This is a genomic window from Arthrobacter sp. Alg241-R88 (assembly GCF_900537115.1).
GTDB lineage: Bacteria > Actinomycetota > Actinomycetes > Actinomycetales > Micrococcaceae > Arthrobacter.
Genome location: NZ_UNRG01000001.1, coordinates 793,640 through 819,527, shown reverse-complemented (window position 1 = coordinate 819,527; position 25,888 = coordinate 793,640). Strand labels below are relative to the sequence as shown.

At 63.5% G+C, this 25,888-nt stretch carries 26 protein-coding genes, 1 other RNA gene and 1 riboswitch; of the genes, 12 read left to right on the top strand and 15 right to left on the bottom strand.

The window, feature by feature from the left end:
* Positions 1-32: 32 nt before the first annotated feature.
* The 10 genes from G6R19_RS03760 to G6R19_RS03715 all read left to right on the top strand — a co-directional run bounded on the left by G6R19_RS03760 (position 33) and on the right by G6R19_RS03715 (position 8,563).
* On the top strand, positions 33-581 hold the full coding sequence (locus tag G6R19_RS03760) for a DoxX family membrane protein (RefSeq protein ID WP_163162423.1): 549 nt from the start codon (positions 33-35) through the stop codon (positions 579-581).
* A gap of 7 nt (positions 582-588) precedes the next feature.
* Positions 589-1,980 (top strand): 3-phosphoshikimate 1-carboxyvinyltransferase, encoded by a 1,392-nt coding sequence (aroA, locus tag G6R19_RS03755; protein WP_163162421.1) that lies wholly within the window; start codon positions 589-591, stop codon positions 1,978-1,980.
* The gene (locus G6R19_RS03750; RefSeq protein WP_163162419.1) at positions 1,964-3,079 is read left to right on the top strand and encodes a ribosome small subunit-dependent GTPase A; all 1,116 of its coding nucleotides are present in this window, start codon (positions 1,964-1,966) and stop codon (positions 3,077-3,079) included. Before aroA ends, G6R19_RS03750 begins: the two co-directional genes overlap by 17 nt.
* Before the next feature lie 48 nt (positions 3,080-3,127).
* The gene (gene hisN / locus G6R19_RS03745; protein ID WP_163162417.1) at positions 3,128-3,940 is read left to right on the top strand and encodes a histidinol-phosphatase; all 813 of its coding nucleotides are present in this window, start codon (positions 3,128-3,130) and stop codon (positions 3,938-3,940) included.
* A gap of 156 nt (positions 3,941-4,096) precedes the next feature.
* Positions 4,097-4,210: riboswitch (SAM riboswitch) on the top strand.
* 84 nt (positions 4,211-4,294) lie between these two features.
* Positions 4,295-5,686, top strand: coding sequence for an aminotransferase class V-fold PLP-dependent enzyme (locus G6R19_RS03740; RefSeq protein ID WP_240341763.1), 1,392 nt, complete (start codon positions 4,295-4,297; stop codon positions 5,684-5,686).
* Between the two features lie 109 nt (positions 5,687-5,795).
* Positions 5,796-6,554 (top strand): class I SAM-dependent methyltransferase, encoded by a 759-nt coding sequence (locus tag G6R19_RS03735; RefSeq protein ID WP_163162413.1) that lies wholly within the window; start codon positions 5,796-5,798, stop codon positions 6,552-6,554.
* A 31-nt stretch (positions 6,555-6,585) separates the two neighbouring features.
* Complete coding sequence (locus G6R19_RS03730; RefSeq protein WP_163162411.1) at positions 6,586-7,299, top strand: metal-dependent transcriptional regulator; 714 nt, start codon at positions 6,586-6,588, stop codon at positions 7,297-7,299.
* Complete coding sequence (locus G6R19_RS03725; RefSeq protein ID WP_163162409.1) at positions 7,300-7,731, top strand: CrcB family protein; 432 nt, start codon at positions 7,300-7,302, stop codon at positions 7,729-7,731. It begins immediately after the preceding gene.
* The gene (locus tag G6R19_RS03720; protein WP_205484213.1) at positions 7,731-8,150 is read left to right on the top strand and encodes a CrcB family protein; all 420 of its coding nucleotides are present in this window, start codon (positions 7,731-7,733) and stop codon (positions 8,148-8,150) included. The genes G6R19_RS03725 and G6R19_RS03720 overlap by 1 nt, the downstream gene beginning before the upstream one ends.
* A 44-nt stretch (positions 8,151-8,194) precedes the next feature.
* Positions 8,195-8,563, top strand: a complete 369-nt coding sequence (locus G6R19_RS03715; RefSeq protein ID WP_163162405.1) for a hypothetical protein — start codon at positions 8,195-8,197, stop codon at positions 8,561-8,563.
* 38 nt (positions 8,564-8,601) lie between these two features.
* Here G6R19_RS03715 and G6R19_RS03710 read toward each other — a convergent pair whose 3' ends face one another.
* The 14 genes from G6R19_RS03710 to G6R19_RS03645 form a co-directional block, all read right to left on the bottom strand.
* Positions 8,602-9,585, bottom strand: coding sequence for a trypsin-like peptidase domain-containing protein (locus G6R19_RS03710; RefSeq protein WP_163162403.1), 984 nt, complete (start codon positions 9,583-9,585; stop codon positions 8,602-8,604).
* Positions 9,586-9,882: 297 nt separating this feature from the next.
* Positions 9,883-10,251, bottom strand: a transfer-messenger RNA (tmRNA) gene (gene ssrA / locus G6R19_RS03705).
* Between the two features lie 77 nt (positions 10,252-10,328).
* Positions 10,329-10,802: an SsrA-binding protein SmpB gene (gene smpB / locus G6R19_RS03700; protein WP_163162401.1), complete on the bottom strand. Its 474-nt coding sequence runs from the start codon at positions 10,800-10,802 to the stop codon at positions 10,329-10,331.
* 85 nt (positions 10,803-10,887) lie between these two features.
* Positions 10,888-12,336 carry a M23 family metallopeptidase gene (locus tag G6R19_RS03695; protein WP_205484211.1) on the bottom strand — a complete coding sequence of 483 codons (1,449 nt, stop codon included), beginning with the start codon at positions 12,334-12,336 and terminating at the stop codon, positions 10,888-10,890.
* Between the two features lie 26 nt (positions 12,337-12,362).
* Positions 12,363-13,277, bottom strand: coding sequence for a permease-like cell division protein FtsX (gene ftsX / locus G6R19_RS03690; protein WP_163162392.1), 915 nt, complete (start codon positions 13,275-13,277; stop codon positions 12,363-12,365).
* Entirely contained in the window at positions 13,274-14,053 is a 780-nt protein-coding gene (gene ftsE / locus G6R19_RS03685; RefSeq protein ID WP_163162390.1) for a cell division ATP-binding protein FtsE, read from the bottom strand. The genes ftsX and ftsE overlap by 4 nt, the downstream gene beginning before the upstream one ends.
* Positions 14,054-14,247: 194 nt before the next feature.
* Entirely contained in the window at positions 14,248-15,363 is a 1,116-nt protein-coding gene (gene prfB, locus G6R19_RS03680; protein ID WP_163162388.1) for a peptide chain release factor 2, read from the bottom strand.
* 157 nt (positions 15,364-15,520) lie between these two features.
* Positions 15,521-15,931: a pilus assembly protein TadG-related protein gene (locus tag G6R19_RS03675; protein WP_163162386.1), complete on the bottom strand. Its 411-nt coding sequence runs from the start codon at positions 15,929-15,931 to the stop codon at positions 15,521-15,523.
* Positions 15,932-15,963: 32 nt separating this feature from the next.
* Positions 15,964-16,569, bottom strand: a complete 606-nt coding sequence (locus tag G6R19_RS03670) for a hypothetical protein (RefSeq protein ID WP_163162384.1) — start codon at positions 16,567-16,569, stop codon at positions 15,964-15,966.
* Complete coding sequence (locus tag G6R19_RS03665; RefSeq protein WP_163162383.1) at positions 16,550-17,017, bottom strand: TadE family protein; 468 nt, start codon at positions 17,015-17,017, stop codon at positions 16,550-16,552. The genes G6R19_RS03670 and G6R19_RS03665 overlap by 20 nt, the downstream gene beginning before the upstream one ends.
* A 3-nt stretch (positions 17,018-17,020) precedes the next feature.
* Positions 17,021-17,269, bottom strand: coding sequence for a hypothetical protein (locus G6R19_RS03660; protein WP_163162381.1), 249 nt, complete (start codon positions 17,267-17,269; stop codon positions 17,021-17,023).
* A gap of 61 nt (positions 17,270-17,330) precedes the next feature.
* Positions 17,331-18,272, bottom strand: a complete 942-nt coding sequence (locus tag G6R19_RS03655; protein WP_163162379.1) for a type II secretion system F family protein — start codon at positions 18,270-18,272, stop codon at positions 17,331-17,333.
* Positions 18,269-19,126: a type II secretion system F family protein gene (locus tag G6R19_RS03650; RefSeq protein ID WP_205484209.1), complete on the bottom strand. Its 858-nt coding sequence runs from the start codon at positions 19,124-19,126 to the stop codon at positions 18,269-18,271. Before G6R19_RS03650 ends, G6R19_RS03655 begins: the two co-directional genes overlap by 4 nt.
* Complete coding sequence (locus tag G6R19_RS03645) at positions 19,123-20,346, bottom strand: ATPase, T2SS/T4P/T4SS family (RefSeq protein WP_163162377.1); 1,224 nt, start codon at positions 20,344-20,346, stop codon at positions 19,123-19,125. Before G6R19_RS03645 ends, G6R19_RS03650 begins: the two co-directional genes overlap by 4 nt.
* Positions 20,347-20,671: 325 nt before the next feature.
* Here G6R19_RS03645 and G6R19_RS03640 point away from each other — a divergent pair, with 325 nt between their 5' ends.
* Both G6R19_RS03640 and G6R19_RS20350 read left to right on the top strand, forming a co-directional pair.
* Entirely contained in the window at positions 20,672-21,391 is a 720-nt protein-coding gene (locus G6R19_RS03640) for a hypothetical protein (RefSeq protein WP_163162375.1), read from the top strand.
* Positions 21,392-21,785: 394 nt separating this feature from the next.
* On the top strand, positions 21,786-23,687 hold the full coding sequence (locus tag G6R19_RS20350) for a GH25 family lysozyme (protein ID WP_163162373.1): 1,902 nt from the start codon (positions 21,786-21,788) through the stop codon (positions 23,685-23,687).
* A 360-nt stretch (positions 23,688-24,047) separates the two neighbouring features.
* Here the strand turns inward: G6R19_RS20350 and G6R19_RS03630 are convergent, their stop codons facing one another.
* Positions 24,048-25,586, bottom strand: coding sequence for a hypothetical protein (locus G6R19_RS03630; RefSeq protein WP_163162371.1), 1,539 nt, complete (start codon positions 25,584-25,586; stop codon positions 24,048-24,050).
* Positions 25,587-25,888 lie beyond the last annotated feature (302 nt).

Below are 25,888 nucleotides of genomic sequence, written 5' to 3'. Positions count from 1 at the left end.
CCGACGCGGTTCGTCCATCCAGGAGGAAATCCATGTCCTTTGTCCGCACACTCGCACGGCCCATGCTGGCTTCCAGTTTTGTTCTTGCCGGAATGGATAAGCTCAAGAACGCCGATGACACCGCCCAACAGTTGTCGCCCCTGCTGAGCAAGGCAACGGCGGCGCTGCCGTTCCGTACTGACGAGAAGACGCTGGCACGGGTTATCGGTGGCACGCAGGTGGGCGCGGGCGTCCTCTTTGGGCTCGGGAAGTTTTCCCGGCTTTCAGCCACAGTGCTGACCGTCATCTCCCTTCTCAACACCTTTGTCGAGTGGCGCAGCGCGGACATCAGCAGCAAGGAAGGCCGCGGGAACCGCCGCAACCAGCTGCTCAAGAACCTTTCATTGAGCGGCGGCGCCCTGCTGGCTTCCGTTGACACGGCAGGCAAACCGGGACTGGCGTGGCGCGCAGAGCACTTTGCTGCCGACGCGCGGAAGGGTGCCGCCCACCTTGCCGCGGATGCCAGGAAGACCACCAACAAGAAGCTCTCCAAGGCCGATAAGGTGGTCCGCCGCGCCGTTGAACAGGCCACGGGGGCATAAGCAGGACATGACCGCCGCGCCCTCCACCGCCCAGGACAACTCCGGAACGTCCCTCCCCCACTGGCCCGCACCCTTCGCGTCCCGCCCGGTGGATGCCACCATCACGGTGCCCGGTTCAAAGTCGCTGACCAACCGGTACCTGGTCCTTGCCGCCCTGGCCAACGGCCCGTCGCGCCTGCGCGCGCCGCTGCACTCCAGGGATTCCGCACTGATGATTGACGCGCTCCGGCAGTTGGGCGCCACCATCACCGAGGTGCCCGGGGACGGGGCGTTCGGGCCGGACCTGGAGGTCCTGCCGCTGCCGGCCGATGCCGCATCGGCTGCCACCAGGATCGACTGCGGCCTTGCCGGCACCGTGATGCGGTTCGTTCCACCGCTGGCGGCGCTGCGGAACGGTGCCAGCCTGTTCGACGGCGACCCGCACGCCCGGAAGCGGCCCATGGGAACCATCATCGAAGCGCTCCAGGCGCTGGGAGTGGCCGTTTCCGCTGAAGGCGGCGGCACGCCGTCGTCGCTGCCGTTTGCAGTGGAGGGCACCGGAGAAGTTCGCGGCGGCCACCTGGTCATCGATGCCAGCGCCTCCTCACAGTTCGTTTCGGCCCTTCTCCTCGTGGGGGCACGGTTCACCGAAGGCCTGCACCTCGAGCACGTAGGGAAACCTGTACCGAGCCTGGACCACATCAATATGACCGTCGCCGTCCTGCGGGGCGCCGGGGTTGCTGTTGACGATTCGGTTCCCAACCACTGGGTTGTTGCCCCTGGACCCATCCAGGCCTTCGACCAGCGGATTGAGCAGGACCTGTCCAATGCCGGTCCGTTCCTTGCCGCTGCCCTGGCTTCCGGCGGGACGGTGCGGATTCCCGGCTGGCCCGAACAGACACAGCAGGTGGGCGATCTCTGGCGGAGCATTCTTGCCGAGATGGGCGCAGAGGTTACCCTGCGCGACGGCGTCCTGACCGTAACCGGGGGAGCGGAGATCAAGGGCGGGGATTTCGCGGACACGAGTGAGTTGGCGCCGACAGTCGCCGCGTTGTGTGCGCTGGCCAGCGGTCCCTCCCGGCTCAGCGGTATTGCGCACCTGCGCGGGCACGAAACCGACAGGCTGGCTGCACTGGTCACCGAGATCAACCGCCTTGGCGGTGATGCCGAGGAAACCAGCGACGGCCTGGTGATCCGGCCCGCCAAGCTGCACGCCGGCGTCGTCCGCAGTTACGCCGACCACCGCATGGCCACGGCCGGAGCCATCCTGGGCCTGGCAGTGGAGGGCGTGCAGGTGGAGGACATCGCCACGACCGCCAAAACCATGCCCGACTTTCCCCGGCTGTGGGCAGGCATGCTTGCCCAGGCAGGCCCGTCCAATACCGGTACGGAAGGTTCAACCGGTGGCGCGGAGCACTGATTCCTGGGACGAATCGGATGTCCGCATCCGGCCCAGCAAAAAGGGCTCGCGTCCCCGCACCAAGGACCGGCCCAGCCATGATGATGCCGTCACGGGACGCATTATCACCGTTGACCGCGGCAGGTACACGGCCGTGGTGGGTGAGGACTCCGGCAACGAACGCGTAGTCATTGCAGCGAGGGCACGGGAGCTGCGCCGTAACCCGGTGGTGGCGGGCGATTTCGTCTCCCTCGTGGGCGATGTGTCCGGCGAACCGGACACCCTGGCCCGGCTGGTCAAGATCCAGGACCGCAGGACCCTCCTGCGCCGCAGCGCGGACGACACCGATCCCGTGGAACGCGCCGTGGTGGCCAACGCGGACCAGCTCGTCATTGTGGTGGCGGCTGCCAATCCCGAGCCGCGCACCGGCTTCATCGACCGCGCCCTGGTGGCTGCGTACGACGCCGGGATCGAGCCGATCCTGTTGGTCACCAAGGCGGATGTCAAGGATCCAGCGGAGCTGTTGTCCAACTACACCCACCTCGACTTCCCCGTGATCATCAGCCGGACGGCCGACTCCATGGCATCGGGGATCGATGCGCGCTCGGACGACGGACTGTCCGCACGCCTGGACAGCAGGGCCGTCGCGGAACTCCGCGGATACCTGGACGGAAAAGTGACAGTCATGCTGGGGCATTCAGGCGTCGGCAAGTCGACCATGGTCAACGCACTGACCGGGGCCGAACGTGCCACCGGCGGGGTCAATGCGGTGACGGGGCGTGGCCGCCACACGTCGTCGTCGGCGCTGGCGCTGAGGCTGGCCGACGCACCCGCCGGCAGTTGGATCATCGACACCCCGGGCATCCGCTCCTTCGGCCTGGCCCACGTGGACCCGGACCGGATCCTGCGCTCCTTCCCGGACCTCTCCCCCGGGATCGAGGACTGCGAACGCGGGTGCAAGCACACCGCCACCGCCGTGAACTGCGGCCTGGACGCCTGGGTGGGCGGCGGCCACGCCGGTGCCACCGGAGAAGCCCGGCTGGCATCCCTGCGGCGCCTCCTGGGCACGGACCCACGGCTGGAGGCGCAGGAGGCGAAGGAACTGGGCAGCGTCAACTGACGGCGCCCGGTTCCCAGCAGAACCGTCCGCAGACGGTAGTTTGGAACCATGATCCAACCCGCTTCAAGCTATAACGATGACCTGCGCCTGGCGCACGTCCTGGCAGATTCCGTGGATGACCAGACGATGAGCCGCTTCAAGGCCCAGGACCTCCAGGTGGAGACCAAGCCCGACCTGACGCCGGTCACCGACGCGGACAAGGCGGCAGAAGAAGCCATCCGCGGCCAGTTGTCCCGCTCCCGTCCGCGTGATGCGGTGCTCGGTGAAGAGTTCGGCAGCACCGGCCACGGGTCCCGCCGCTGGATCATCGACCCCATTGACGGCACCAAGAACTTCGTCCGCGGCGTCCCCGTCTGGGCCACCCTGATCGCCCTGGTGGATGAAGGCGAGCCTGTTGTTGGAGTGGTGAGCGCTCCCGCCCTGGGCAAGCGCTGGTGGGCGGCCAAGGGCATGGGCGCCTACATGGGACGGTCGCTGGCTGCTGCCACCCGGCTCCGCGTCTCGAATGTCGCCAATCTTTCGGACGCTTCGCTGTCCTACTCCAGCCTGGGCGGCTGGAAGGAACGCGGGAACCTGGACAACTTCCTGGGACTCACCGAAGACGTCTGGCGGACCCGGGCGTTTGGCGATTTCTGGTCCTACTGCATGGTGGCCGAAGGCGCGGTGGACATCGCCTGCGAACCCGAACTGAACCTTTACGACATGGCCGCCCTGGTGCCGATCGTGGTCGAAGCGGGTGGCCGGTTCACGTCATTGGAAGGGGAAGACGGGCCGTTCGGCGGCAACGCGCTTGCCACCAACTCCATCCTGCACTCCGAGGTACTCCGCAGGCTGAACCCTGACCTGGACGATCTTCTCTAAGCACTTCCACCGAAGAATCAGCGGCGGGCGCCTCCGAAAGGAAGCGCCCGCCGTCGTTTCTTCGGCTAAAGCAGCACTTTTCAGCCAGCGTAACAAAGTGCTTAACATTTGAGCCGGCTTCAAACCTTCCTGCCCCATGTCCTACGCTCTTAACCAGGTCACGAGTGCCAGCGCGAAACCCCGGTTTGCTGGCCGGCAACCCTCCAACCGCGGTGGGGTGCCCCGGGTGACGACCAGGCCGGTCCGGAACGGATGCGGCAAGCGCGGATTCCCGGAGCAGGGAGTCCTTTTCGAAGTGAGGTCTCTGTGACAACTGCCACCGTCTCCCCCAACGCCGCCGCCCAGCCTGACAGCATCGAGGCAGAAGCCGCTGCCCTTTTTGATGCCCGCCGCGATGCTGCCGGCCGTCCCCTTGCTGCCGTCACCGGCGCGGAAATCCAGGCGCCCCTGATTTCCGGCGGCCACGTCCGGTACGCAAACCTCGACTATGGCGCCTCGGCTCCTGCCCTCTCCGTGGTCTCGGCCTACCTCAACGAGATCCTGCCCTTCTACGCGAGCGTCCACCGCGGCGCCGGTTACGCGTCCCAGATCAGCACGTCCGTTTACGAGAACGCCCGCAGCATTGTTCGGGACTTTGTGGGCGGCCGCCCTGACGACTCGGTGATATTCACCCGCAACACCACGGATTCCCTCAACCTGCTGGCAGGCTGCCTGCCCGCGACGGACGGACGTCCGGACGGCGACGTCCTGTACCTGGACATCGAACACCACGCGAACCTGCTGCCGTGGCAGGGTGTCCCCCACCGGAGCATCGTTGCCGCTGACACCATCGCCGGGACCATTGAGTCCGTCCGCGCTGAGCTGGAGCAGGGCGGCGTGAGCCTGCTCGCCGTCACCGGCGCTTCCAACGTCACCGGTGAGATTCTTCCCATCCGTGCCCTCGCCACGCTCGCCCACGAACACGGCGCAAGGATTGTGGTTGACGCGGCCCAGCTCGCGCCGCACCGCCGCGTGAACATCGCCGCGGACGGCGTCGACTACCTCGCCTTCTCCGGCCACAAGCTCTACGCGCCGTTTGGTACCGGTGTACTGGTGGGACGCGCCGACTGGCTCGACGCCGGAACGCCCCACCTCGCAGGCGGCGGCGCCGTCAAGGAAGCCAGGCTCGACGGCGTCAGCTGGGCCACCGGCCCCGCCCGCCATGAGGGCGGCTCGCCCAACGTCCTGGGCGCAGCAACGCTGGCCCGCGCCACCCAGGTGATCGCCGGCCTGGACCAGGAACAGTGGCACGCCCACGAATCGGCCATCCGCTCCTTTCTGGTGGAAGGCCTGCAGAAGATTGATGGCGTGACCGTGCACCAGATCTTCAAGGACACCAACCCGGATACGGACACCATCGGCGTGGTCAACTTCTCCGTGGAAGGCTACGACGCCGGCCTGGTGGCCGCCTACCTGTCCGCGGAACACGGCGTAGGCCTGCGGGACGGCCGCTTCTGCGCGCACCCGCTGCTGAAGCGGCTCGGGCTTCCTTCCGGTTCCCTCCGTGCAAGTTTCGGCGTCGGTTCACGCCTTGAGGATGCAGAACGGCTCCTTGCCGGCATCGACTCGCTCCGCCGCAACGGCCTGGGGTGGGACTACGTCGTGGACGCGGGGCGCTGGGTTCCCGCCAACGACACGCGCACGTACCCGCACTGGGCACCGAACACTCCGGGGACCGCCGGGGCCGCCCCCTGCATCGACGACTGAGGCCGGTGCGGTCCGCTGTTGGCACCGACTCTACTTACTGATCTTGCCTCAGCGGCGGGTGCGGTAAATTCGAAGGATACCCAAGGGCATCGGACGAAGGAGGCCACGCGTGGTACGGGGTGGCCCCAGGCTTGATCACGGACGGCGGCGGGAGCTCGGCGAGAGCTTCCAGGACGGCGGCCGGCACTACCAGCAGGTCCGTCCGGGCTACCCGGAAGAGTCAGCCCGCTGGCTGGTTCCCCCGGGTGCCCGCGAGGCGCTCGATGCCGGTGCCGGCACCGGCAAGTTCACCGAACTGCTGCTGGACATGGGCCTGGCCGTCACGGCCGTGGACCCCTCTGCCGACATGCTCGAGCAGTTACGGGCGCACTATCCCGCCGCCACGGCGGTCCAGGCCACCGCGGAGGCAACGGGCCTGCCCGACGCAGCCTTCGACGTCGTCAGCGTTGCCCAGGCATGGCACTGGTGCGACGCCCTGGCCGCAAGCACCGAACTGGCGCGCGTCCTCCGCCCGCATGGAACGCTTGGCCTGATCTGGAACCAGCTGGACACCTCTGTCCCCTGGGTCCACCGGCTCTCCCGGATCATGCACGCAGGAGATGTGTACAAGCCGGACTTCCGGCCGGTCGTGGGGCCCGAGTTCCGCGGGCTTGAGGGACACGTCACCCACTGGCAGGACCGCGTCAGCACCACGGACCTGGTGGAGCTCACGAAGTCGAGAAGCTACTACCTGCGCGCAGGCGAAACCACCCGCGCCAAGGTCTTGGCAAACCTGGACTGGTATCTCCACGACCACCTGGGCCACAGCCTGGAAGAAGAGCTCGAACTGCCGTACCTGACGCTGACCTGGCGGGCCTTCAAGGCATGACGGAGAACGGGCAACGGGTAGGCTTGGAGCTGTGAAGACCAGCGCGCCCTCCTCCTCCATTGAGGATTACGTCAAGGTCATCTACTCCTTCACGGAATGGCAGGACAAGGCCATCACGTCCTCCCAGCTTGCGCAGCGCCTTGGCGTCGCCAACTCCTCGGTCTCGGAAATGGTCCGCAAGCTGAAGGACCAGGGCCTCGTCGACCATAAGCCCTACAGTGCCATCACATTGACGGACGCCGGCGTCCGGCTGGCCCTTTCCATGGTGCGGCGCCACCGCCTGATCGAGACCTACCTTGTCCAGCAGCTGGGCTACAGCTGGGACGAGGTCCACGACGAAGCCGAACTGCTGGAGCACGCCGTCTCGGACACGTTCATTGAGCGGGTTGCGGCCAAACTCGGGAACCCGCAGCGGGATCCGCACGGCGACCCCATTCCCACCGCCGACGGGAACGTGCTGATGCCGCGCGCCCACCTAATGGGTGAGCTGGACCAGGGGCACACCGGCAGGATCACCCGGATCAGCGATGAGAACCCGGATTTGCTCCGCTATCTTTCCGCCGAGGAAATAGACCTCGACGCCGAGGTGGAGGTTGTGGGCCGCAAGCCGTTCGGCGGCGCCCTGGTGGTGCGGATCAGGAACTCGGGCAGGACCAGGGACTACGACCTCGCCGACGAAATCACGTCCGCCCTGTGGGTGCACAGCGACCATCCCCACCCGGGCTGCCTGCTGGGAGACAGCTGAATGAAGCCTGCCGGCAGGCCGGCGGCGCGCGCCTGGATCGCCGTCGCGGCCGGAGGCCTCATCGGCGCTGAACTGCGCTACGGACTGGGGCTGGCTTTTCCGGATGTTCCCGGTGGGGTTCCCTGGGCCACACTGGTGATCAACGTTGGCGGCAGCTTCGTCCTGGCAGCGTTGACCACCATGTGGATGGCCCGTCCGCGGACCCCGTTCTGGTTACGGGCCGGGCTGGGACCGGGTTTGCTGGGGTCCTTCACCACCTTCTCGGCCGTGGTGTTTTCCGTGGACCAGTTGGCCCGCGCCGGCGAACATTCGGCGTGGGCAGCGTACCTGGCGCTCTCAGTGCTGCTGGGCCTGGCGGCGGCGGGTCTGGGTTGGCGGTTCGGCACGTTGGTGGCTGTGCGCCAGGACGCCGGCGCGGGCCGCAGGGCGTGATGGCTGCTGCCCTGGTGGGCCTGTTCGGCGTCGCCGGCGCGCTTCTTCGCTTCGGTGTGGACAGCTGGTTCGCGCAGCACGCGTCCAATCGGGCGCCCGGCTCCCGTGGCAGTTCGCTGCGCGGCCGCGGGCACAAGGCACGGCTGCACTGGCCCTGGGCCACCTTGCTGGTGAACGTGGCGGGGTGCTTCATCATTGGCGCCTCCCACGCCGCGACCATGAAGCTGGGGCTGGCCCCGGAATGGCAGACCGCACTGGCCACGGGGCTGGCGGGGGGCCTCACCACCTTCAGTTCATGGACCACGGCAACGGTGCGGTTGTTGACTGAAGAAAGGTTCGGCTCCGCCGTGTTGAATGTAGCGGCCAACCTCGTCCTCGGCTTTGCAGCTGCTGCGGCCGGGATTGCCCTCGCTTCCTAGCGCTGCAGCAGGCGATTTGGCCGGCTCGCGTATCGTGGATGGTGATGATTAGCAGACGCGACGCGGCCATTGCCCTTGATGTACCGATGGAAATGGCCCAGCGCCACGGCCTACCAAAATGGATGACCGAAGCTGAACTGGGTGAAATCCTGGACAACCCGCCGCCCTGGCTGGTCCAGTCCCGCGCCAACCGCACCGGAAAGCGGCCTGTTTGGGTCCACCTTGAGTGCGCCGTCTGCGGCTACGAGGAAGCAGCGCGCCCCAAAAAGTGGTGGCCCGACTTTACCTACGTGGTGTGCGGCCACCACGGCCCCGAGGACGTTCCGCGCGTTCGCGAAGGCTACGTCCGCAGCGAGTTCGACGGCGTCGGCACGCGTTTCGTAGGCATCGCAGACGTGCCGGGGCAGGGCTAGGCCTCCTTCTGCTTTTGGGGTTAGGGCGGCAGTCCTGCCTACTTACCGTTGCTGACCATCTCTTCGGGGACAGCCGTGAGGTGGATTTCCGTACCGTCCCGCAGCACAGCGAGGTGGAGCGGTTCGCCGATGGCGTCCGAGAAGAGCAGGCGCTGGAGGCTTTCGGCGTCACTGACGGGACGGCCGCCCGCGGCGAGGAGGATGTCCCCCGCTGCCAGGCCGGCCTTGTCTGCCGGTGAGCCGGTCAGTACCTCCACCACGCGCAGCGCGTCCCGCTGCCCGGTTCTAATGACGGCGCTGGGGCTGAGCCGGGTCGGCGTGCTGACCAGGCCAAGGTAGGCGCGCCGTACGCGTCCGTCCGCCAGCAGGGCGGAGATGATCCGCTGGGTGGTGGCGTTGATGGGGATCGCCAGGCCGAGCCCGGCACCTGCCACGGCGGTGTTGATTCCGACGATCCGGCTGTGTGTATCCGCCAGCGCTCCGCCGGAATTGCCCGGGTTGAGGGCGGCGTCCGTCTGGATGACATCCTCGATGACCCGCCGGTTGCCTCCTGACCAGACCGGGATGGCCCGTCCCAGGCCGCTGACCACGCCCGCCGTTACCGAGCCGGCCAGGCCCAAGGGGTTCCCGACGGCGACCACCAGTTGGCCCACCCGCAAGGACTCCGCGGCACCGAACTGCGCCGGCGCCACCCGGGGCGGCCTGCCGTGGACCACGGCAAGGTCGGACAGCGGGTCCGCCCCTACAAGTTCCAGCTCCATCCGGTTGCCGTCGGCGAACACTGCATGCCCCCGCTGGGTTCCGGCCACGACGTGGGCGTTCGTCAGGAGGTACCCGTCTTCGGTGAAGAGCACAGCCGAACCTGCACCGACCCGGACCCGGCCGTTGCGGCGGGCCGCGGACATTTCCAGCGCGGCAACATGCGGCGTGACTGTGGCGGCCACGCGCATTACTGTCTGTGAATACGAGTCCAGGGCGTCGACGTCGGACGACTGTGAAGCTGGTTCGCTTCCCTGGTTCATGGGGCACCTCCTGGTAAGCGGATCCCGGCGGCGACGGCGGTGCGGGCTCCTACCGGAGACAACGACCGGGGGCGGGCCGCTAGTCCCGGCTGCGCTACGCCGTGGGTGAACGAAAGCCCACGGGCATGGTCAGGCCGGTGGACCGGGGCGGGCTGCTTCGTGGCCCGGGCCGGCTGCCTCATTGCCCGTGGCCGGGTCCTTTATGGCCGGACAAAGAAAAACACCCCGGTCCGAGGACCGGGGTGCTATCTGTGATGATGCGGCCCTTCCAATTAAGGAAGGGCCGGATCATCGTAAATGTGGAGATGGGGGGAATTGAACCCCCGTCCGATGTCGTGTTGTCAGGGCTTCTCCGGGCGCAGTTTGCGTCGGATTTTCTCGGCCCCAGCCATGCTGCAAACAGCTGGCTGATCCCGGCCCAGTCATCTAAGAGTCCCGTTCACCCCGATGACGGAGGTGAACAGCAGTGGCTATCTAAATGACGCCAGGATCCGGGGCGATAGCAACCTCGGGCTGACGGACTGTCTTACTGGTTAAGCAGCAAGAGCGAAGTCAGTGCGCTTAGATTCGGCACTTATTGGTTTGCAGAAAGCGTTTACGAGATAATTCTGCATCCTCGGCCCGCTTCACCTGTCGCGACTAACATCGTCGAAACCGATCATCCCCATATTTTTTTATCAAACCGGCAGGCAAGCCCACCGGACTACCCATCATAACGCATCAATCAGGGAATTCATTCCATCCTAGCGGCGGCGGTTGCGCTCCCGCATTTCCCGCTGGGCTTCGCGGTTGTCCTGCTGTTCGCGGAGGGTCTGGCGCTTGTCGTACTCACGCTTACCCCGGGCCACGCCGATTTCAACCTTGGCCCGGCCGTCAACGAAGTACAGCTGCAGCGGAACAATGGTGAAGCCCGATTCCCGCACCTTGTGCGAAATCTTGATCAGTTCTTCGCGATGCAGCAGCAGCTTGCGGCGGCGCCTGGCCGCGTGGTTGGTCCAGCTGCCCTGGTTGTACTCAGGGATGTGGATGGCTTCCATCCACAGCTCGTCGTTGTAGAAGGTGCAGAATCCGTCCACCATGGAGGCATGGCCCTCGCGCAGGGACTTGACTTCGGTGCCCATAAGCGCGATTCCAGCCTCGTAGGTATCCAGCACATGATAGTCGTGCCGGGCCTTCCGGTTGGTGGCCACCACTTTACGGCCACTTTCTTTAGGCAAGGGAAAGCTCCTCAGTTCAAGAATCGGATGTCCTCCGGGCCAGCCGGCGCGGAGTCATACCAGTGTACGGCAGCGCTGAGCGCCCCTACAGCAGGTTCATCGGGTCCATCGGCTTGCCGTTGAGCCAGGTTTCGAAGTGGGCGTGGCAGCCGGTGGAGTTGCCGGTGTTGCCGGAGTAGGCGATCAGCTGGCCCTGCGAGACGCGCTGGCCGTTCGACACCACAATGCTCGCGTTGTGATAGTAGATGGTGTTCAGTGTGTTGCCCTGCATCAGGCCGTGTGAGATCTTGACGCGCCAGCCGCCTCCGTCCGCAGAGTTCCAGCCGGAGCTGAAGACCTCCCCTGCTGCTGCAGCGTAGACAGGTGTGCCGCAGGCTGCTCCGAAGTCCAGCCCCGTGTGCATGTAGCCACCCTGCCCGTAGAAGTCGATGGTGCCTGGCGGGGTGGCCCGCCAACCGAACCCGGACGTGATCGGCACGCTTCCGTCAAAGGGATGGCGCAGGCCAAAGGCCGACGGCGATCCGACGGGCGGCATAAAAGACTGCACCGGCGGCGGTGGGGGGGGCGCCTGGCCCTTTGCCGCCGCTGCCGCGGCAGCAGCGGCAGCAGCAGCAGCGGCAGCTGCTTCTGCCTGCCTCCGCTGCTCGGCTTCCCAGGCCTCGCGCAGCTTCCGGTCACGTTCCTCAATCTCGGCTGCCACCGCGTTCTGGCTCGCCTGGACGCTGGCGAGCTGCGACTGGATACCAGGCTTGGCTGCCTGCAACTCCGCATCAAGCCGGGTGGTGTCTGCGATCAGCTGGTCGACCTGTTCCTTTTTGGCGGCTGCTTCGTCACGGGCGGCCTTCTCCCGCTCCAAGGCGGCATCAGCTTTGGCCTTAAGGTCCTTGATTTCAGCTTCCACTGCCTGCAGTCGGGCCTCGGAATTGACGTTGGTGGCGTTCTGCTGGGAGAGCTTGTCCATTGCCGCGTTCTGGCTCCGCATGGCCTGGTCCGCCAGGTCCATGGTCTCGGTCAGGCTTCCGCCGTTGTTCGAGCCAAAGAACAGGGACAGGTTGGAGGGCACTCCCCCGGATTTGTAAGCCTGGGTGGCAATTTGGCCGATCAGCTTCTTTGTATCGGCGATCTTCTGCTTGTCCGTCTCAAGCTGCTGTGTGATTTTTGCCTTGTTCTGCTGGGCCATGTCCACCCGGGCGGAGAGCGCTTCAACTTCCTTGACAGCACCCGCCACGCGGCCCTGGGCCTCCAGGAGCGCCTGCTGGGCGCCGGGCAGTTGGCCCTGGTAGATGACCAGGTCGCTGGCCGCCTTGGCAATCCGGGAGTCGACGAATTCCAAGGACTGCTGGACCCTGGCTGCCTCTGCTTCAAGAGCTTTCTGCTTGTCTTCAAGCTCGCCGGCGAAAGCCACCGGAGTGGAGGAAGCCAGCCCGGCGGCGAGGACGACTGCGAGCACAGCGCTGATGACGCCGGTGCGCTGGGGCACCCTGCCCCGGCTGTTCTGCCGGTGCCGCGGGGAATTTTGATCCGTTAACTTCATGAGCATTCCTTGTTCGGTTTGCATACCTAGACGCGAAGGTATCTGCGCAAGGTCAAGAGAGACGAAATTCCGGCCAAGGATCCGCCAAGGATTATCAGTGCGGGTGCGAGGATCAGCGTCTGGCCGGACGAGATAAAGGCGGTATCCGGGTACTGCTGGGACATGAACTCGCCGAGGAAGAAATGCGCAACAGCCCACAGTGTGGCGGAGGCCAGAGCGGCACCGATGACCGCAGCGATGACGCCTTCAAGGATGAAGGGCAGCTGGATCACGGTCTTCGAGGCGCCCACCAGGCGCATGATGCCGGTTTCGCGGCGGCGGCTGAAGGCGGAGAGCCTGATGGTGGTTGCGATCAGCAGGATGGCGCATACGATCATGACGCCGGCGATGCTGACCGCCACCAGGGAGGCACCGTTCATCACGGAGAAGAGGCGCTCAAGCAGCTGGCGCTGGTCGATGACCGTTTCCACTCCTGGCTGCGAGGAGAACGTCTCGCTGATGATCTGGTACTTTTCGGGATCCTTCATGTTGATCCGGAAGGAGGCCGGCAGCTGGTCCGGCGTCACCGAGTCCACGATGGGCGAATTCGAGAACTGGTCCTTGAAGTGGTTGTACGCCTCTTCCCTGGACTCAAACTGGAAGTCGTTGATGTACTGCGCAACGGCGGGAGATTCCAGCAGTCCGGTGAGGCTCTCCTGCTGCTCGGCGGTGACTGGCCCGCCGGCGCAACCAGCCGCCGTCGACCCTTCACTGCACAGGAAGATGGCCACCTGGACTTTGTCGTACCAGTAGCCCTTCATCTGGTTAATCTGCATCTGCAGCATTCCTGCTGCGCCCACGAAGGTGAGCGAGACAAACGTGACCAGGATGACCGAAACCACCATGGAGAGGTTGCGGCGAAGGCCGCTGCCGATCTCGCTGAGAATGAAGGCGAGCCTCATCGCTGTCCCTCCTCTTCCCGCGGCTGTCCGGTTTCCAGGTTTTCCCTGCCGCTGGCGTCTTTCAGCCTGCGCGATTGCCCCACGACCGGAATCATGGACGTGTACAGTGCCTTTGCCTCGTCGCGGATAACGACACCGTTCTTCAGTTCCACGACGCGTTTGCGCATCTCATTAACGATGTCGTCGTCGTGGGTGGCCATCACCACGGTGGTTCCGTTTTGGTTGATTTTGTCCAGGATGCCCATGATGCCCATCGAGGTGGTGGGATCCAGGTTTCCAGTGGGCTCGTCCGCGAGGAGGATGCCGGGCCGGTTGACGACGGCACGGGCAATGGCGACGCGCTGCTGCTCACCGCCGGAGAGCTCATGCGGCATGCGGTGTTCCTTGCCCTCCAGGCCGACGGTCTTAAGGACCTCGGGAACGGTGTCGCGGATGACGCTGCGGCTCTTGCCAATGACCTGCATGGCGAACGCTACGTTCGCGAAGACGTTTTTTTGGGGCAGGAGCCGGAAGTCCTGGAAGACGACGCCGATGCCGCGGCGCAGCCGTGGGACGCGCCAGCTGGAGATCTTGGCGACGTTCTGGCCCGCTACGTAGACAGCACCGGACGTTGCCCGGTCCTCTTTGAGGACCAGCCGGAGGAAGGTTGATTTGCCGGAGCCGGACGCACCGACGAGGAAGGCGAATTCGCCGCGGTCAATCTCAAGGTTGACGGAGTCCAGCGCAGGCCGGGCTTTCTGGTCATACACCTTGGTGACATTTTCGAATCGGATCATGGCCCTAAGTACCCTGCAGGGCATGGCTGATTCTGATGCAGCCCAGTTCTGCAGCCGGCGCACGGGTTTCGTTTGGGGGAAGTAGGGCCCCGGCCCCTCGACTATACGCAGGAACTCCGGCGTATCAGGCTGGTTTCAGGGGGCGTGTCGCCGGATCCTGTTTTGCCCTTCAGCCCCGGCGCCGCTCCTGCGTCCTATTTTTCGGCGTTGCGGTTGTCCGTGCGCCACCGGATGCCGGCGTCGATGAAGTCGTCGATTTCGCCGTCGAACACTGCCGACGTGTTCCCGACTTCGTGCTCGGTCCGCAGGTCTTTGACCATTTGGTAAGGGTTCAGGACGTAGGAGCGCATCTGGTCTCCCCAGGACGCCTTCACATCACCGGCGAATGCCTTCTTCTCGGCGTCCTCCTGCTCCTTCTTAAGGAGCAGGAGCCTGGATTGCAGAACGCGCATGGCCGCCGCCCGGTTTTGCAGCTGCGACTTTTCGTTCTGCATGGAGACCACGGTTCCGGTGGGGATATGGGTCAGGCGGACGGCAGAGTCAGTGGTGTTAACTGACTGCCCGCCCGGGCCTGAGGAGCGGAAGACATCGACCCGGATCTCGTTGTCCGGGATCTCGATGGAGTCCGTTTGCTCGATCAGGGGGATGACCTCGACGGCCGCGAAGGAAGTCTGGCGCCGGCCCTGGTTGTCGAAGGGGCTGATCCGCACGAGCCGATGGGTGCCGGCTTCGACGCTGAGAGTCCCGAAGGCATAAGGGGCCTTCACCTCGAAGGTCGCGGACTTCAAGCCCGCTTCCTCAGCATAGGAGGTGTCCATAACAGTGGTGGGGTAACCGTGCCGCTCGGCCCAGCGGAGGTACATGCGCATCAGCATCTCGGCGAAGTCGGCAGCGTCCACGCCGCCGGCTCCCGCGCGAATGGAGACCACCGCTTCACGCTCGTCGTACTCTCCAGACAGCAGGGTGACAACTTCGAGTTCCTTCAGGGCCTTCTTGATGGACTCCAGTTCAGCGGCAGCCTCACCCATGGAAGCGGCGTCGTCCTCGTCCTGCCCGAGCTCCACCAGGACCTCGAGGTCATCGATCCTTGAGGCCAGGTTGTTCAGGCGCTCCAGCTCCGACTGGCGGTGGGAAAGCCTTGAAGTGATTTTCTGAGCCGCTGCCGGGTCATCCCACAGGTCCGGTTCGCCGGCCCGCTCGCTGAGTTCGGCGATGTCTTCCTTCAGTGCTTCTACGTCGGAGACTCGCTCAATTGACTCGTAGGTGGCGCGAAGGGCGCGGATTTCAGCGGAAAAATCAATATTGGCCATGGTTGTTTAAGCCTACGCTATCCCGCTGAAGGCCCGGACCCTGCGGCCCTATGGGGCAGTTGCGGCGCCGGTAGGCCGGGGGCTGTCGGCGCCGGTACGGCGGGGGGCTGTCGGCGCGCCGGTAGTGCCGGGGGCATTTGCGGCGCGCTGAGCGGCGTCAGCGGGTAAGACGCGAGCGAGCAGTTGAAGAGGCCTCGATCTTTATGCCATCAGGCATCAGGAAGTTCACCACCGGCGGGTGTACCGCAGCAGTCAGAACTACGACAGCGGTAGAACCGTCAGGGCTGCCGGTTGCCTCCGTGACGGCGAGCGCATCAAAACGCTGTGACGCGGGGCTCCTGGAGACGAAATCTGCTGCCACGTTCCTTACCCTCGCAGGGCTCAAGACCGCAGAGGGGCTGCCTCCTTGGGTATCCACCTCGCCGAGGGTGTAGCTGCCTGCGGCAGCAAGGGAGGCGCCGTCGGCCAGGGAAAGCAGCCGTTTGTGTTCGAGGTAGACGGACGAAATGCCGATGACCACAGTTGTGACCAACAGGGCTAAAACGACGTAGCCCAAGATCATCACCATGATCTGACCGTCTTCATCCCGCGGCACTTCTCTCACCGGAACCTGCCCACCAGTTGTGTGGACGACGCCTCGACTTCACTGGCGCTGAGGCGAAAATCATCGTTGAACGGCAGGAACGGGAGTGGCACTGTCAGGCTAACGGTTACCGTGACTGTGCTGCCGGCCGCCTGGCAATCTGCGGGATTGCAGGACGTTGCCACCTGCGCCCCTTCCGGCTGGTGGCCGAAGTCGGCGAGCGCGATCGCGACTGCCTGTTCGGCTGCTGCCTGGGCCGTCGCTGCGTCGGGCTGCGCTATGTAGACCTTGGCAGCCTGGTCAGCCGCCCCGACGACAGCAAAGGAGCCGGCCTGGATCTGGCTCATGGTGATGATGAAGTACACAAGCGGCACCATCAGCAGGAGGGCCAGGAAGGTGAACTCAACCACCGCGCTCCCCCGTTCATGCTGGCCGTCGCGCGACGGCCGCTGCATGGATTCCGGCAGGTGAACACCTTCCCGGCGGTGCCTGCTTACTTCGCGGCGCGGTAACCCGGGCAGGGCCGAGGGCTCTTGCTCTGCAGTGTCCGGCGCGAGGCAGAGGGCTACCATCAGCCGGGTGCGGAGAGACCCGCGGCTTGGGTCACGGCTGGACAGCGGCATGACCTTTCACCTCCAAAAGGTCCCGGGGTCCAATGAGACCTATTACGGGCATCGGAGCCCGTACGGTCACTTCCAGGGTCCGCAGGCCCTGGTACGTCACTTCGCGGGTGCTGACCTGTTGGGCAAAGCCCGCGTTCAAGGCGGAATGGATGAGGCTGCGTGTCCTTTCCTCCGCGTCCGCAGCACTCCGGTCGGCGAGGGTTCCGTACCGGGCACCCGATGCCGCTGCGTCAATCAACGTGTTCCTAATGTGCAGGACCAGTGCCAGCTGAATGATCGCAAGGAAGAACAGTGTGAGGAGGCTGCCGACCAGGACGAATTCGACGACAGCAGACCCCTGCTCCCGGGATTCGGTTGCCCGATGCGGGATTGACTTACCCGGGCGCGGCGCTTTGCGTCGCGTGTCCAGAGCGCGGTTTGTGTTCCTACCGCGGGTGGACGCTGTCATCTGTTAGCTTCCGACCTTGTCCATCGCCTGGTTGAACATGGCTTCGAGTGCCGGGCCGGCGAGCGCAAGCAGCGCTGCCACGAGGACGGCGGACATGAGTGTGATCATCACCCAGCCAGGGACATCACCCCGCTCAGGGTGGTCCTTCGCTGGGCCCCTCCCTGGCTGTGCCGTTCCGCCCACCGCCCCTGCCAGCAGTGTTGCGGCAATCGACAGGAACAGCATCATCGAGCGGATCCCCAATTTTTTCATTTTCCGTCCTATTCCTTTTTCCAGCTTCGAATTGGTCAATGCGTACGATCGCGTTTGGCGTTCAAAATCCGAGATTTATTGCGGCAATGCCCGGGAAGACAGCAAAAACAACAGTCAAGGGCAGCACCCCAAATACGAGCGGCACCATCATGGCAATTTCCTTCTTGCCTGCGGTTTCCATCAGGTCACGCTTTGCCGTATCACGTACGTCCTGCGCCTGGGCACGGAGCACATCGGCCAAGGGAGTGCCCCTTTCTACTGCAACGACAATTCCGTCGACGAAACGGACGAGGGGTGCCAGGTCTGTCCGCGCCGAGAACTCCTGCAGTGCCTGGATCAAGGGCTTTCCCGCTCTCGTCTCGGTAAGGACCTTTGCGAACTCCTTCGTGAGCTCACCTTCGGCGCTACGGCAGACCCTGTCCAGGGCGCCAGTAGCGCTCTCCCCCGCGCTGACTGCCAACGCCATCAGTTCTGCCAGGCCGGGGAATTCCGCCATCATCTTCGACTCCCTTCGGCGGATCTGCGCACCGAGCCAGTAGTCGCGGAAGATAAACCCTCCGACGCCACTCCCCAAGACAGCAACGGCAGCCAATACCGGGTTGAACCTGCCCGAGGCCGCACCGAAAACGATGAAGATGATGGACACCGCGAACCCGGCGGCCGCCCACAATAGTTGTTCCGCACGAAAATCAACCGGTGACTTATCAATTCCGGCCTGGGCCAGTCGTCGGGCCGTAGCTTTCGACGCCGGGTTAAGCCGCGCGAGGGTTGCCAGGCCGTCCTGAAGTACGGGTCGAAGAATCCTTCCCAGCGGCCCAAAGGGTGTCGGGCTGTGTTCCCCGGCGCGCAGCAGCCTGGACTCAAGGATCTGTGATTTCAGCTGCGGCTCTATGCGCTGGGACAGGGTGACGGCACGCATAAAAGGAGACCGGAAAATAACGAGCCACAGGCCGATGCCCATCAGCATTCCGCAGACAACAGCAGGAGGTGAAATTTCCATCATCTGAGCACCCGCTCGTCCTGGGGAAGTGCACCAATCCGAAGCATTATGGAGTAGCAGACCAAGGAGACCACCAGGCCGCCAAGCAGGACTGCGGCGCCCATTGGTGTGTTGTAGGCCTGTACCGCCTCCGGTCTTGTCGCAAGGAGCATCATGACGATCCAGGGCGCGGCAACGGCGAGCCGTGCTGCGTTGACGGTCCAGGACTGCCGCGCCTCCAACTCACTGCGTGTCCGGGCGTTTTCCCGCAGAAACTCAGCCAGTGTTCCGAGGAGCTTGCCTAGGTCGGAGCCGCCCACTTCCCTCGTCAGGCGCAACGCTTCGACAATCCGATCTGCAACAGGATCGGCAAGCCGGTGCTTGAGCTGGTTGAGTGAGGCTTCAAAGTTGCCGCCCGCGCGGTAGTCTGCTCCGAAGTCCCGGAAGACGTGCCGAAGTTCTTCGGGTCCTTTGTCGCCGAGTTGGATGAGTGCCTCCGGCAGAGGCAGTCCCGCACGGATGGCAGAACGTAGGTGGTCGACAACATCGGGCCAGAGCGTGCGCAGCAAGGCGCTCCTCTTCTTTGCCTTCCAGCGAAGGACCGTTATCGGCAGCCAGACCCCGAAGAGGCCGAAACAGATGGAGATCGGCCACGAGCGGGTTATGGCGAAAAAGACCAGAGCCACTGAAAGCCCGAGTCCGATGCAGGTTCCCACCAGTCCGGACGCAGACACTTTCTCGATTCCCGCCCCGGCAAGGAGGTCCGCAAGACGGCTGGTCCTTTCCTTTTGGCACGCCGACTTCGGCGACTCCCAAAAGGACCACCAGATCAGGAAGAACCCGGCCCCTGCGGTTACTCCCAAAAGCGCCGATATCATCGCGGGTCCAGCAGCGCGGCGACGTCATATCCGGCCCTGGAGAATTTCTCCTGCGCCGGCATGGAGGTGGGCCGTGGTTGCAGCAGGCCGTCCACCATAGAGAACACCGGTGATGATTCGATAATGCCGTTCTCCACCCGGCTGCCGAGGGCCAGGATTTCGGTCACTTCCCGGCGCCCATCCGCGCGACGGCTGCAGTGCACCACGAGGTCGATGCAGGACGCGACCGTGGGCACGACGAACTGGCTGGAGATATTTTCTCCAGCCAGCAAGGGGAGTGTGCAGATTTTGGTGACGGCATCATGCGCGGAATTTGCGTGGACAGTGCACATCCCCGGCAGTCCTGAATTTAGGGCGATCAGCATGTCCAGGCTTTCTGCTTCCCGCACTTCACCGACGACGAGTCGGTCGGGACGCATCCGGAGCGCTTCCTTCACCAGCCGGCGCATCGGTATCTCACCCTCCCCTTCAAGGTTCGGCTGACGGCATTGCAACCCAACAACGTCCCGAAGAGGGAATTGCAGCTCGAAGATTTCTTCAACGGTTATGACACGTTCCCGGCTCCCAATACTGGCTGCAAGGCAGTTGAGCATTGTGGTTTTGCCTGCCTGCGTTGCTCCAGAGACGAGGATGTTGAGCCCGCTGGAAACTGCGGCACCGAGGAAACGGGCCGATTGCGGTGTCAGCGTGCCCAGCTCAACTAAGTGCTCAAGCCGGCTCGCCTTAACGACGAACTTCCTGATGTTGACGGCCCAGTGCCTCCGTGTGACGTCGGGGATCACGACGTGGAGCCTGGACCCGTCAGGGAGTGCTGCATCGACGAAGGGCGATGACATATCCAGGCGGCGGCCGGAACTCTTGAGCATCCGCTCCACCAAGTCCCGCACCTGCTGATCCGTCAGGCTGAGCGAGGTCAGCTCGGACTCACCATTCCTGGCGACGTAGATTTCGTTGGGCGCGTTGATCCAAACCTCTTCGATGGTCGGATCGTCCAGGAGTGGCTGAAGTACGCCGAATCCGGCGACAGCATCAAAAAGGAACTTGCGTGCCGCATCCAAAGGCCCAATGGGAGGGAGCGGACCCATAAGTGCCCGCTCGTCGTAGTCGCTGACTGCTGCCTCTACAAGGCGCCGGACTTCTCCCACTTGGTGGAGCGGATCAAGCCCTCGACGACGGATAAGCTCGCGGACTTCGTCCTCGACAATTCCCAGCGCGTCCATATGTTCCCCAATACAACTGCCGCCCCCGGCGGAGGCAGTGCAACTGGGTAAAGCCTAAGGAGCCTACGACAGGCTGCCAAGTCATATCTCGGGCGCTGTGGATAATTATTCGGGGTGTGCTGAGCACCTGCTCAACGCGCCACAGGCGAACTCTGCAACTGACTTTAGATTCCAGAAGTCTTTTCATCTCTGACACGGTGCGGCGACGCGTGTGGCGTTACTCGATCATTTCGTGGACGAGGTTAGTTCGGCCATTGAAACTTCCCGCATAATGAGTCGTCAGCCCCACCGGGCTGCCGATTCACGAATTGCAATGGGGAGAATAATGAAGAAGTTAAAGGCTAAATTAGCGATTGCAGCTGCGGCTGCGATTGTTCTTTCAGGCCTCGGTCCCGCAGCGGGAGCCTACGCGCCGGCAGTGGTTGGCGCAATCGGCGCAAAATATTCGTCCATTGGCGGACCCTCATCACCGTTAGGGCTGCCGCTCTGGGACGAGTACCCAGTAACCGGAGGAGCCCAGCAGGATTTTCAAGGCGGAATTATATTCTGGTCACCGGTGGGTGGGGCGCATCCGCTTTGGGGTGCAATCGAAAATAAGTGGTACGCCGGGCATGAAGCGGGCTGGCCCATTCGAGACGAGGAACCGTTAGGCGGCGGTGCCATCGCACAGCACTTCACGAACGGAACGATGTATTACACGCCTCAGATTGGCCTGCACTACATTGGAGCCGGCATCCGGGAGGCATGGTGGAACAAGGGCGGCCAGACCGGGGTAGCCGGCTATCCGGTATCGGATGAGACCTATTGGTACGCAGGGGGCGCCGTTCAAGCTTTCCAGGGTGGAACGTTCTACTTCACTCCTCAATACGGAACCCGGCTGTTGCAGGGAGCCATCCGATGGGAATACGAGCGTGGCGGTGGCTACTTCTACATGGGCCGTCCTGTAACCGACGAATATTCGGTGAATGCGTCAACGCGTGCTCAGCACTTTGAAGACGGCATCATTTATTGGTCCAACGGAAGAATCTGGACTGACCGGTACTAGTCGCAGTCGGCGTCTGCAGCATCGATTGGCCGCTTGACGGCGGCCAATCGTGCCAGCCGGGAACCATTCACGCTCCCAGCCCGCACGCGCCGTTGTATCGGGCAAGGCCAAGCGAAGGTAGACATCGCTGGGGCAACTGAAAAAGTGCTTTCATGGCCACTGCTTTCGAGCAATCAGTAACGTTTCGCCGGGAACCTGCACGTATCCCGCCCCATCGCGCCAACTGCAATCACACCAGCAACATCTGAACCACTAGTTGCAGATGTAACTCCAGTGCTATGGTGGGCGCGTTAATTGTCGAAATACCACCTGCTTGGTGCATCCCTGGGGGGAAACGTCCGAGCAGCAACCAAATGAGCGCTCGGCGGAGCGCCACATTGTCTCCGGAGCAAAAATGAAGCGGAACCCGTCTCAGTCCCGTCGCCCCGCAATGATGTCGTTGGGGATAGCGCTTCTGGCTGCCAGTCTGGCAGCGGGTCCAGGACTGGCGGGCCTTGCGACCGCCGCCGAACCTGCCCCTACGCCCACCGCAGCCGCTGGCGCAAGTACCAGCTCCGCGACTGGTTCACCCTCCCCGGCAACATCGTCGGCGGCCCCACCCCCCGAGAAGATAGCACCAACGGCGACACCGTCCGCCCCGCCCACGGCAGAGGCTGCGCAGTCGATGGCGGAAGCGGTTGGAGTCGGCGGAGCGGAAATGGGACAGCGGTCCGCCCGCGTCACGGCATCGACTCCCTCCAATTCCGCTGGGCGGCTTAGTGCCGAGTCGTTGTCAACCGAAGGCACCTGGATGCCGACGTTTGGGGTCCAGGGTCTGGACGTCAGTGGACATCAGCCCAGTGTGGACTGGCAGCAGCAGTGGAACATGGGTTCAAGGTTCGCTTATGTAAAGGCCACGGAAGGCAATTACTACACCAACCCGTCGTACGGCTCGCAATACCAGGGCTCACGCAATGTCGGGATGATCCGCGGTGCGTACCACTTCGCTATTCCGAACTGGTCCTCCGGAGCGGATCAGGCCCGTTACTTTGTCCGCAACGGAGGGGGCTGGTCTGCGGACGGATATACCATGCCACCCGTCCTGGACTTCGAGTTCAACCCCTACGAAGGCCGGACCATCAACGGTTTCTACTTTGGCAACACTTGCTACAACATGTCGCCGGCCCAACTCCAATCGTGGGTGAGGGACTTCGGCAACACCATGCAGTCGCTTACGGGTCGGCTTCCGGTCATCTACACCAACACGAGTTGGTGGAATCAATGCCTTGGTAATCCTGCCGGTTTTGGCGACTATCCCCTCTGGGTTGCTGCCTATCCAAGCTCCCCCACTAACAATGCAGGACCGGTTCCCACAGCCAGCTGGAGCACCTACAGCATCTGGCAGTACAGCAGCACGGGTCCTTTCGCCGGTGACTCGAACGTATGGAACGGAGATTACGCATCGCTCCAACGCTTTGCGCGATCCGGGGAAAACATCGAAGCCGCCTTCAGCCAGGAATACCAAGCCTCCAAGTCCTGGATTGGGAATCCTTGGGGGCCGATAGCGTGCGGATTGGTCAACAATGGTTGTTACCAGATTTTCCAAGGCGGATCGATCCAGTGGTCTCCGGCCACTGGCGCCCACGCAATACGCGACGGAGCGATCCGTGGCACTTATCAGCGGTCCGGTTCCGAGAACGGGCCTTTGGGCTATCCAGTCTTGGGACCTGAAATCTGCGGACTAAAAGGCGGCGGTTGCTACCAGATGTTTCAGGGAGGCGCCATCATCTGGACCGGCACAGGCATCCAGATCAGCCCTGCGGGTCCAATCCGGGACCGCTACGCCGCGATGGGCTTCGAAAACGGAGTTTTGGGTTACCCGACCTCGGGCCAAGTGTGCGGATATGCCGCTTCAGGATGCGTGCAGACGTTCCAAGGAGGTGACATCTATTGGTCTCCCTCATCCGGAGCCTACGCTGTCGCTGCAGGTGCAATCCGTTCAAGCTTCCAGCGGCTTGGTTCCGAGAATGGCCAGACCGGATATCCCGTCAGCAACGAAGTATGTGGCCTGAAGAACGGCGGCTGCTACCAGTTCTTCCAGGGCGGCTCGATGATCTGGTCATCGACAACTGGAGCCCACTTCAGCCCCTTCGGATCGATCCGGTACGTTTGGGCGAGTCAAAACTTCGAAAACGGCTGGCTCGGGTATCCCTACACTGACGAGTACTGCAACTCTTCGCGTGAATGTCGGCAGGACTTCCAGGGAGGGTCACTGATCTGGACTCCGACCACTGGAGTGAGCGTCTACCGTCGCTGACACTGCCCAAGATGGGCGTCCGCGCAGAGGTGTCGCAAGGAAGAGGCACGCGAGTGCGATTCACAGTACTTCTGATTGGCTGCTGTCTGCCGCTATGCAAGACCGTTGGGTGAGCTTACTGGCCCAACATCCTGGCTCAGGGTGCCTGGTGCTCGACGCTGCGTGGTGTCCCTCCATCTTTGAGATGGACACCTGGAGCGTGCAACTCTTCTTGACCCAACAGTAGCTTTCGGCGCTGACAGATTGCGTGGAAATGCCCCGCCACCCTTTCCGGGTAGCGGGGCATTCCTTGGCTCCTCGCTTACGTAAGCAGTACCTCGGAGCCGCCGAAATTGCTACGAGGAAGCCTTGATGCAGGCCTTACTTCGCCCACTCGACCGTGAGATTACCGGGGCGCCACGTGATGCGGCCGCCTTGGTAATCCTGCGCGTAGCCTCCCCCACCGATTGCATACTCGTTGGTGGTCGGGTAGCCCAAGCGCCCGCCTTCGGAGCCTTGGCCAACCCAGGCGGCCCTGATGCCACCGGTAACAACGCGGGCACCTGCTGCCGGAGACCAGATAACTTCCCCGCCCTGGAAGTACTGTTTTGCACCGCCCTGTACGAGTCCGCCGACTTCGTCAGAGGTCGGGTATCCAAGTGGGCTCTGCGGGCCGCCGATATTGATCCACGTTGCACCGATTCCGCCCTTGATGAAGCGGGAGCCCGTGGCAGGAGACCAGACGATTTGCCCGAACTGGAAGGCTTGAGTGACGCCTCCGTTGGCCGTGGCGTATTCGTCTGTTGTGGGGTATCCGAGCCCGCTGAGCGGGCCACCAACCTTGTCCCAGGTGACGCCGATGCCGCCCTTAGTGATTCTGGATCCCGTGACGGGGTTCCAGGAGATTTTGCCAAACTGGAAGTCCTGCATAACGCCACCGGCCATCGGTGAGTACTCGTCCGACGTCGGGTAGCCGAGGTCACTGTTCTGGGCACCGACGCTGTTCCAGACCGTGTTGATTCCACCGACGACGGCAAAAGCTTCCAAACCAGGAAGGTAGGCGATGGTTCCACGTTCAAACTTTTGGTAACCACCACCAAACCGTTGGGCTGTGATTTCATCCGCTATCGGGTTGCCAACCAGGGAGGCTACGGTGGCGTGTTTGGCCGCGATGGAACCTTGGACAGCAAGGGGCTCTTGGCCGGCGTCGATTTTGCCCTGAATGGCGAAACGGTCTGTCCGCAGAGTGCCTATACCTGGCCCTTCCACCTGGAAGAAGTTGTTCCCCGTAGGGCTTCCGACCACCGCATGCTCCACATCAGGGTCACCGACATAGCCCTCCGGTGCTCCCGAGGTCCAGCGCAGGAACGGGCCGACGGTGCCGTTTGCTGCCCGCGCAAATCCTTGTTGACCACACGGGGTATCAAAGCAGCCTTGATCAAGGGTGTAGTTGATGGTGCCGGTGGAGTCCGCGGACAGGGTGACGGTTCCGTATGGGTGCGTGATCGTGTAACTCGAATTCGCAGTTAGGCCGTCGATGCGAATACGGATTCGGCTAAAGGCCACTTGGTCACCCGCGACAACTGCTTCGTTTGCAAAAGCAGCTTCTTGCGCCATCACCAGCAAGGCACTTGTATTCCCAGACTCGATGGACGCCTCTCCTGCCCACCAAAACGCCTCATCCGGGAAGTTGTCGGGGTAGGACAACGGTTGGTCTGGGTCGGGGCGAAAATCAGTCGCCAGGCACAGCGGCCCGTCCAGGCACAGCTCGAGTTGCAGCGGACCCAGCCCCGCTGCAACGTTGCCTGCATCGGAATACCAAGCCGGAAAGCCATGGCTCGGGTCAATTGGCCCCGTGTCACTCAGTGCGGCTTCGGCGGGAACTGCCACGGTGGCGACCAGCATTGCCCCCGCCGCCATCCCGGCAGCCGTTTTGCCCAGCCATCGCCGGGGAAGCCAGTGCCCATGACCTCCGTGATGGGACGCACTGCTCAATTTAGTCGGATACATCTGAAACCATCTCCTAATACGCAATCGGGAGCGCTTCCACCCGCGGCTTCCCGTGCCGCCAAGTATCCGGGGATGAGCTTGAGGAAACCCTTGGGTTAGTTAGGACCGGAGGTTGTGCTCGAGCCAGGGACTTAGTCGATATGGCCGTGCCGGCGCTGACGCGAAGAAAACCCTTAACAGGACAGCCAATCAGGACCGAATGTGCGCCCTGC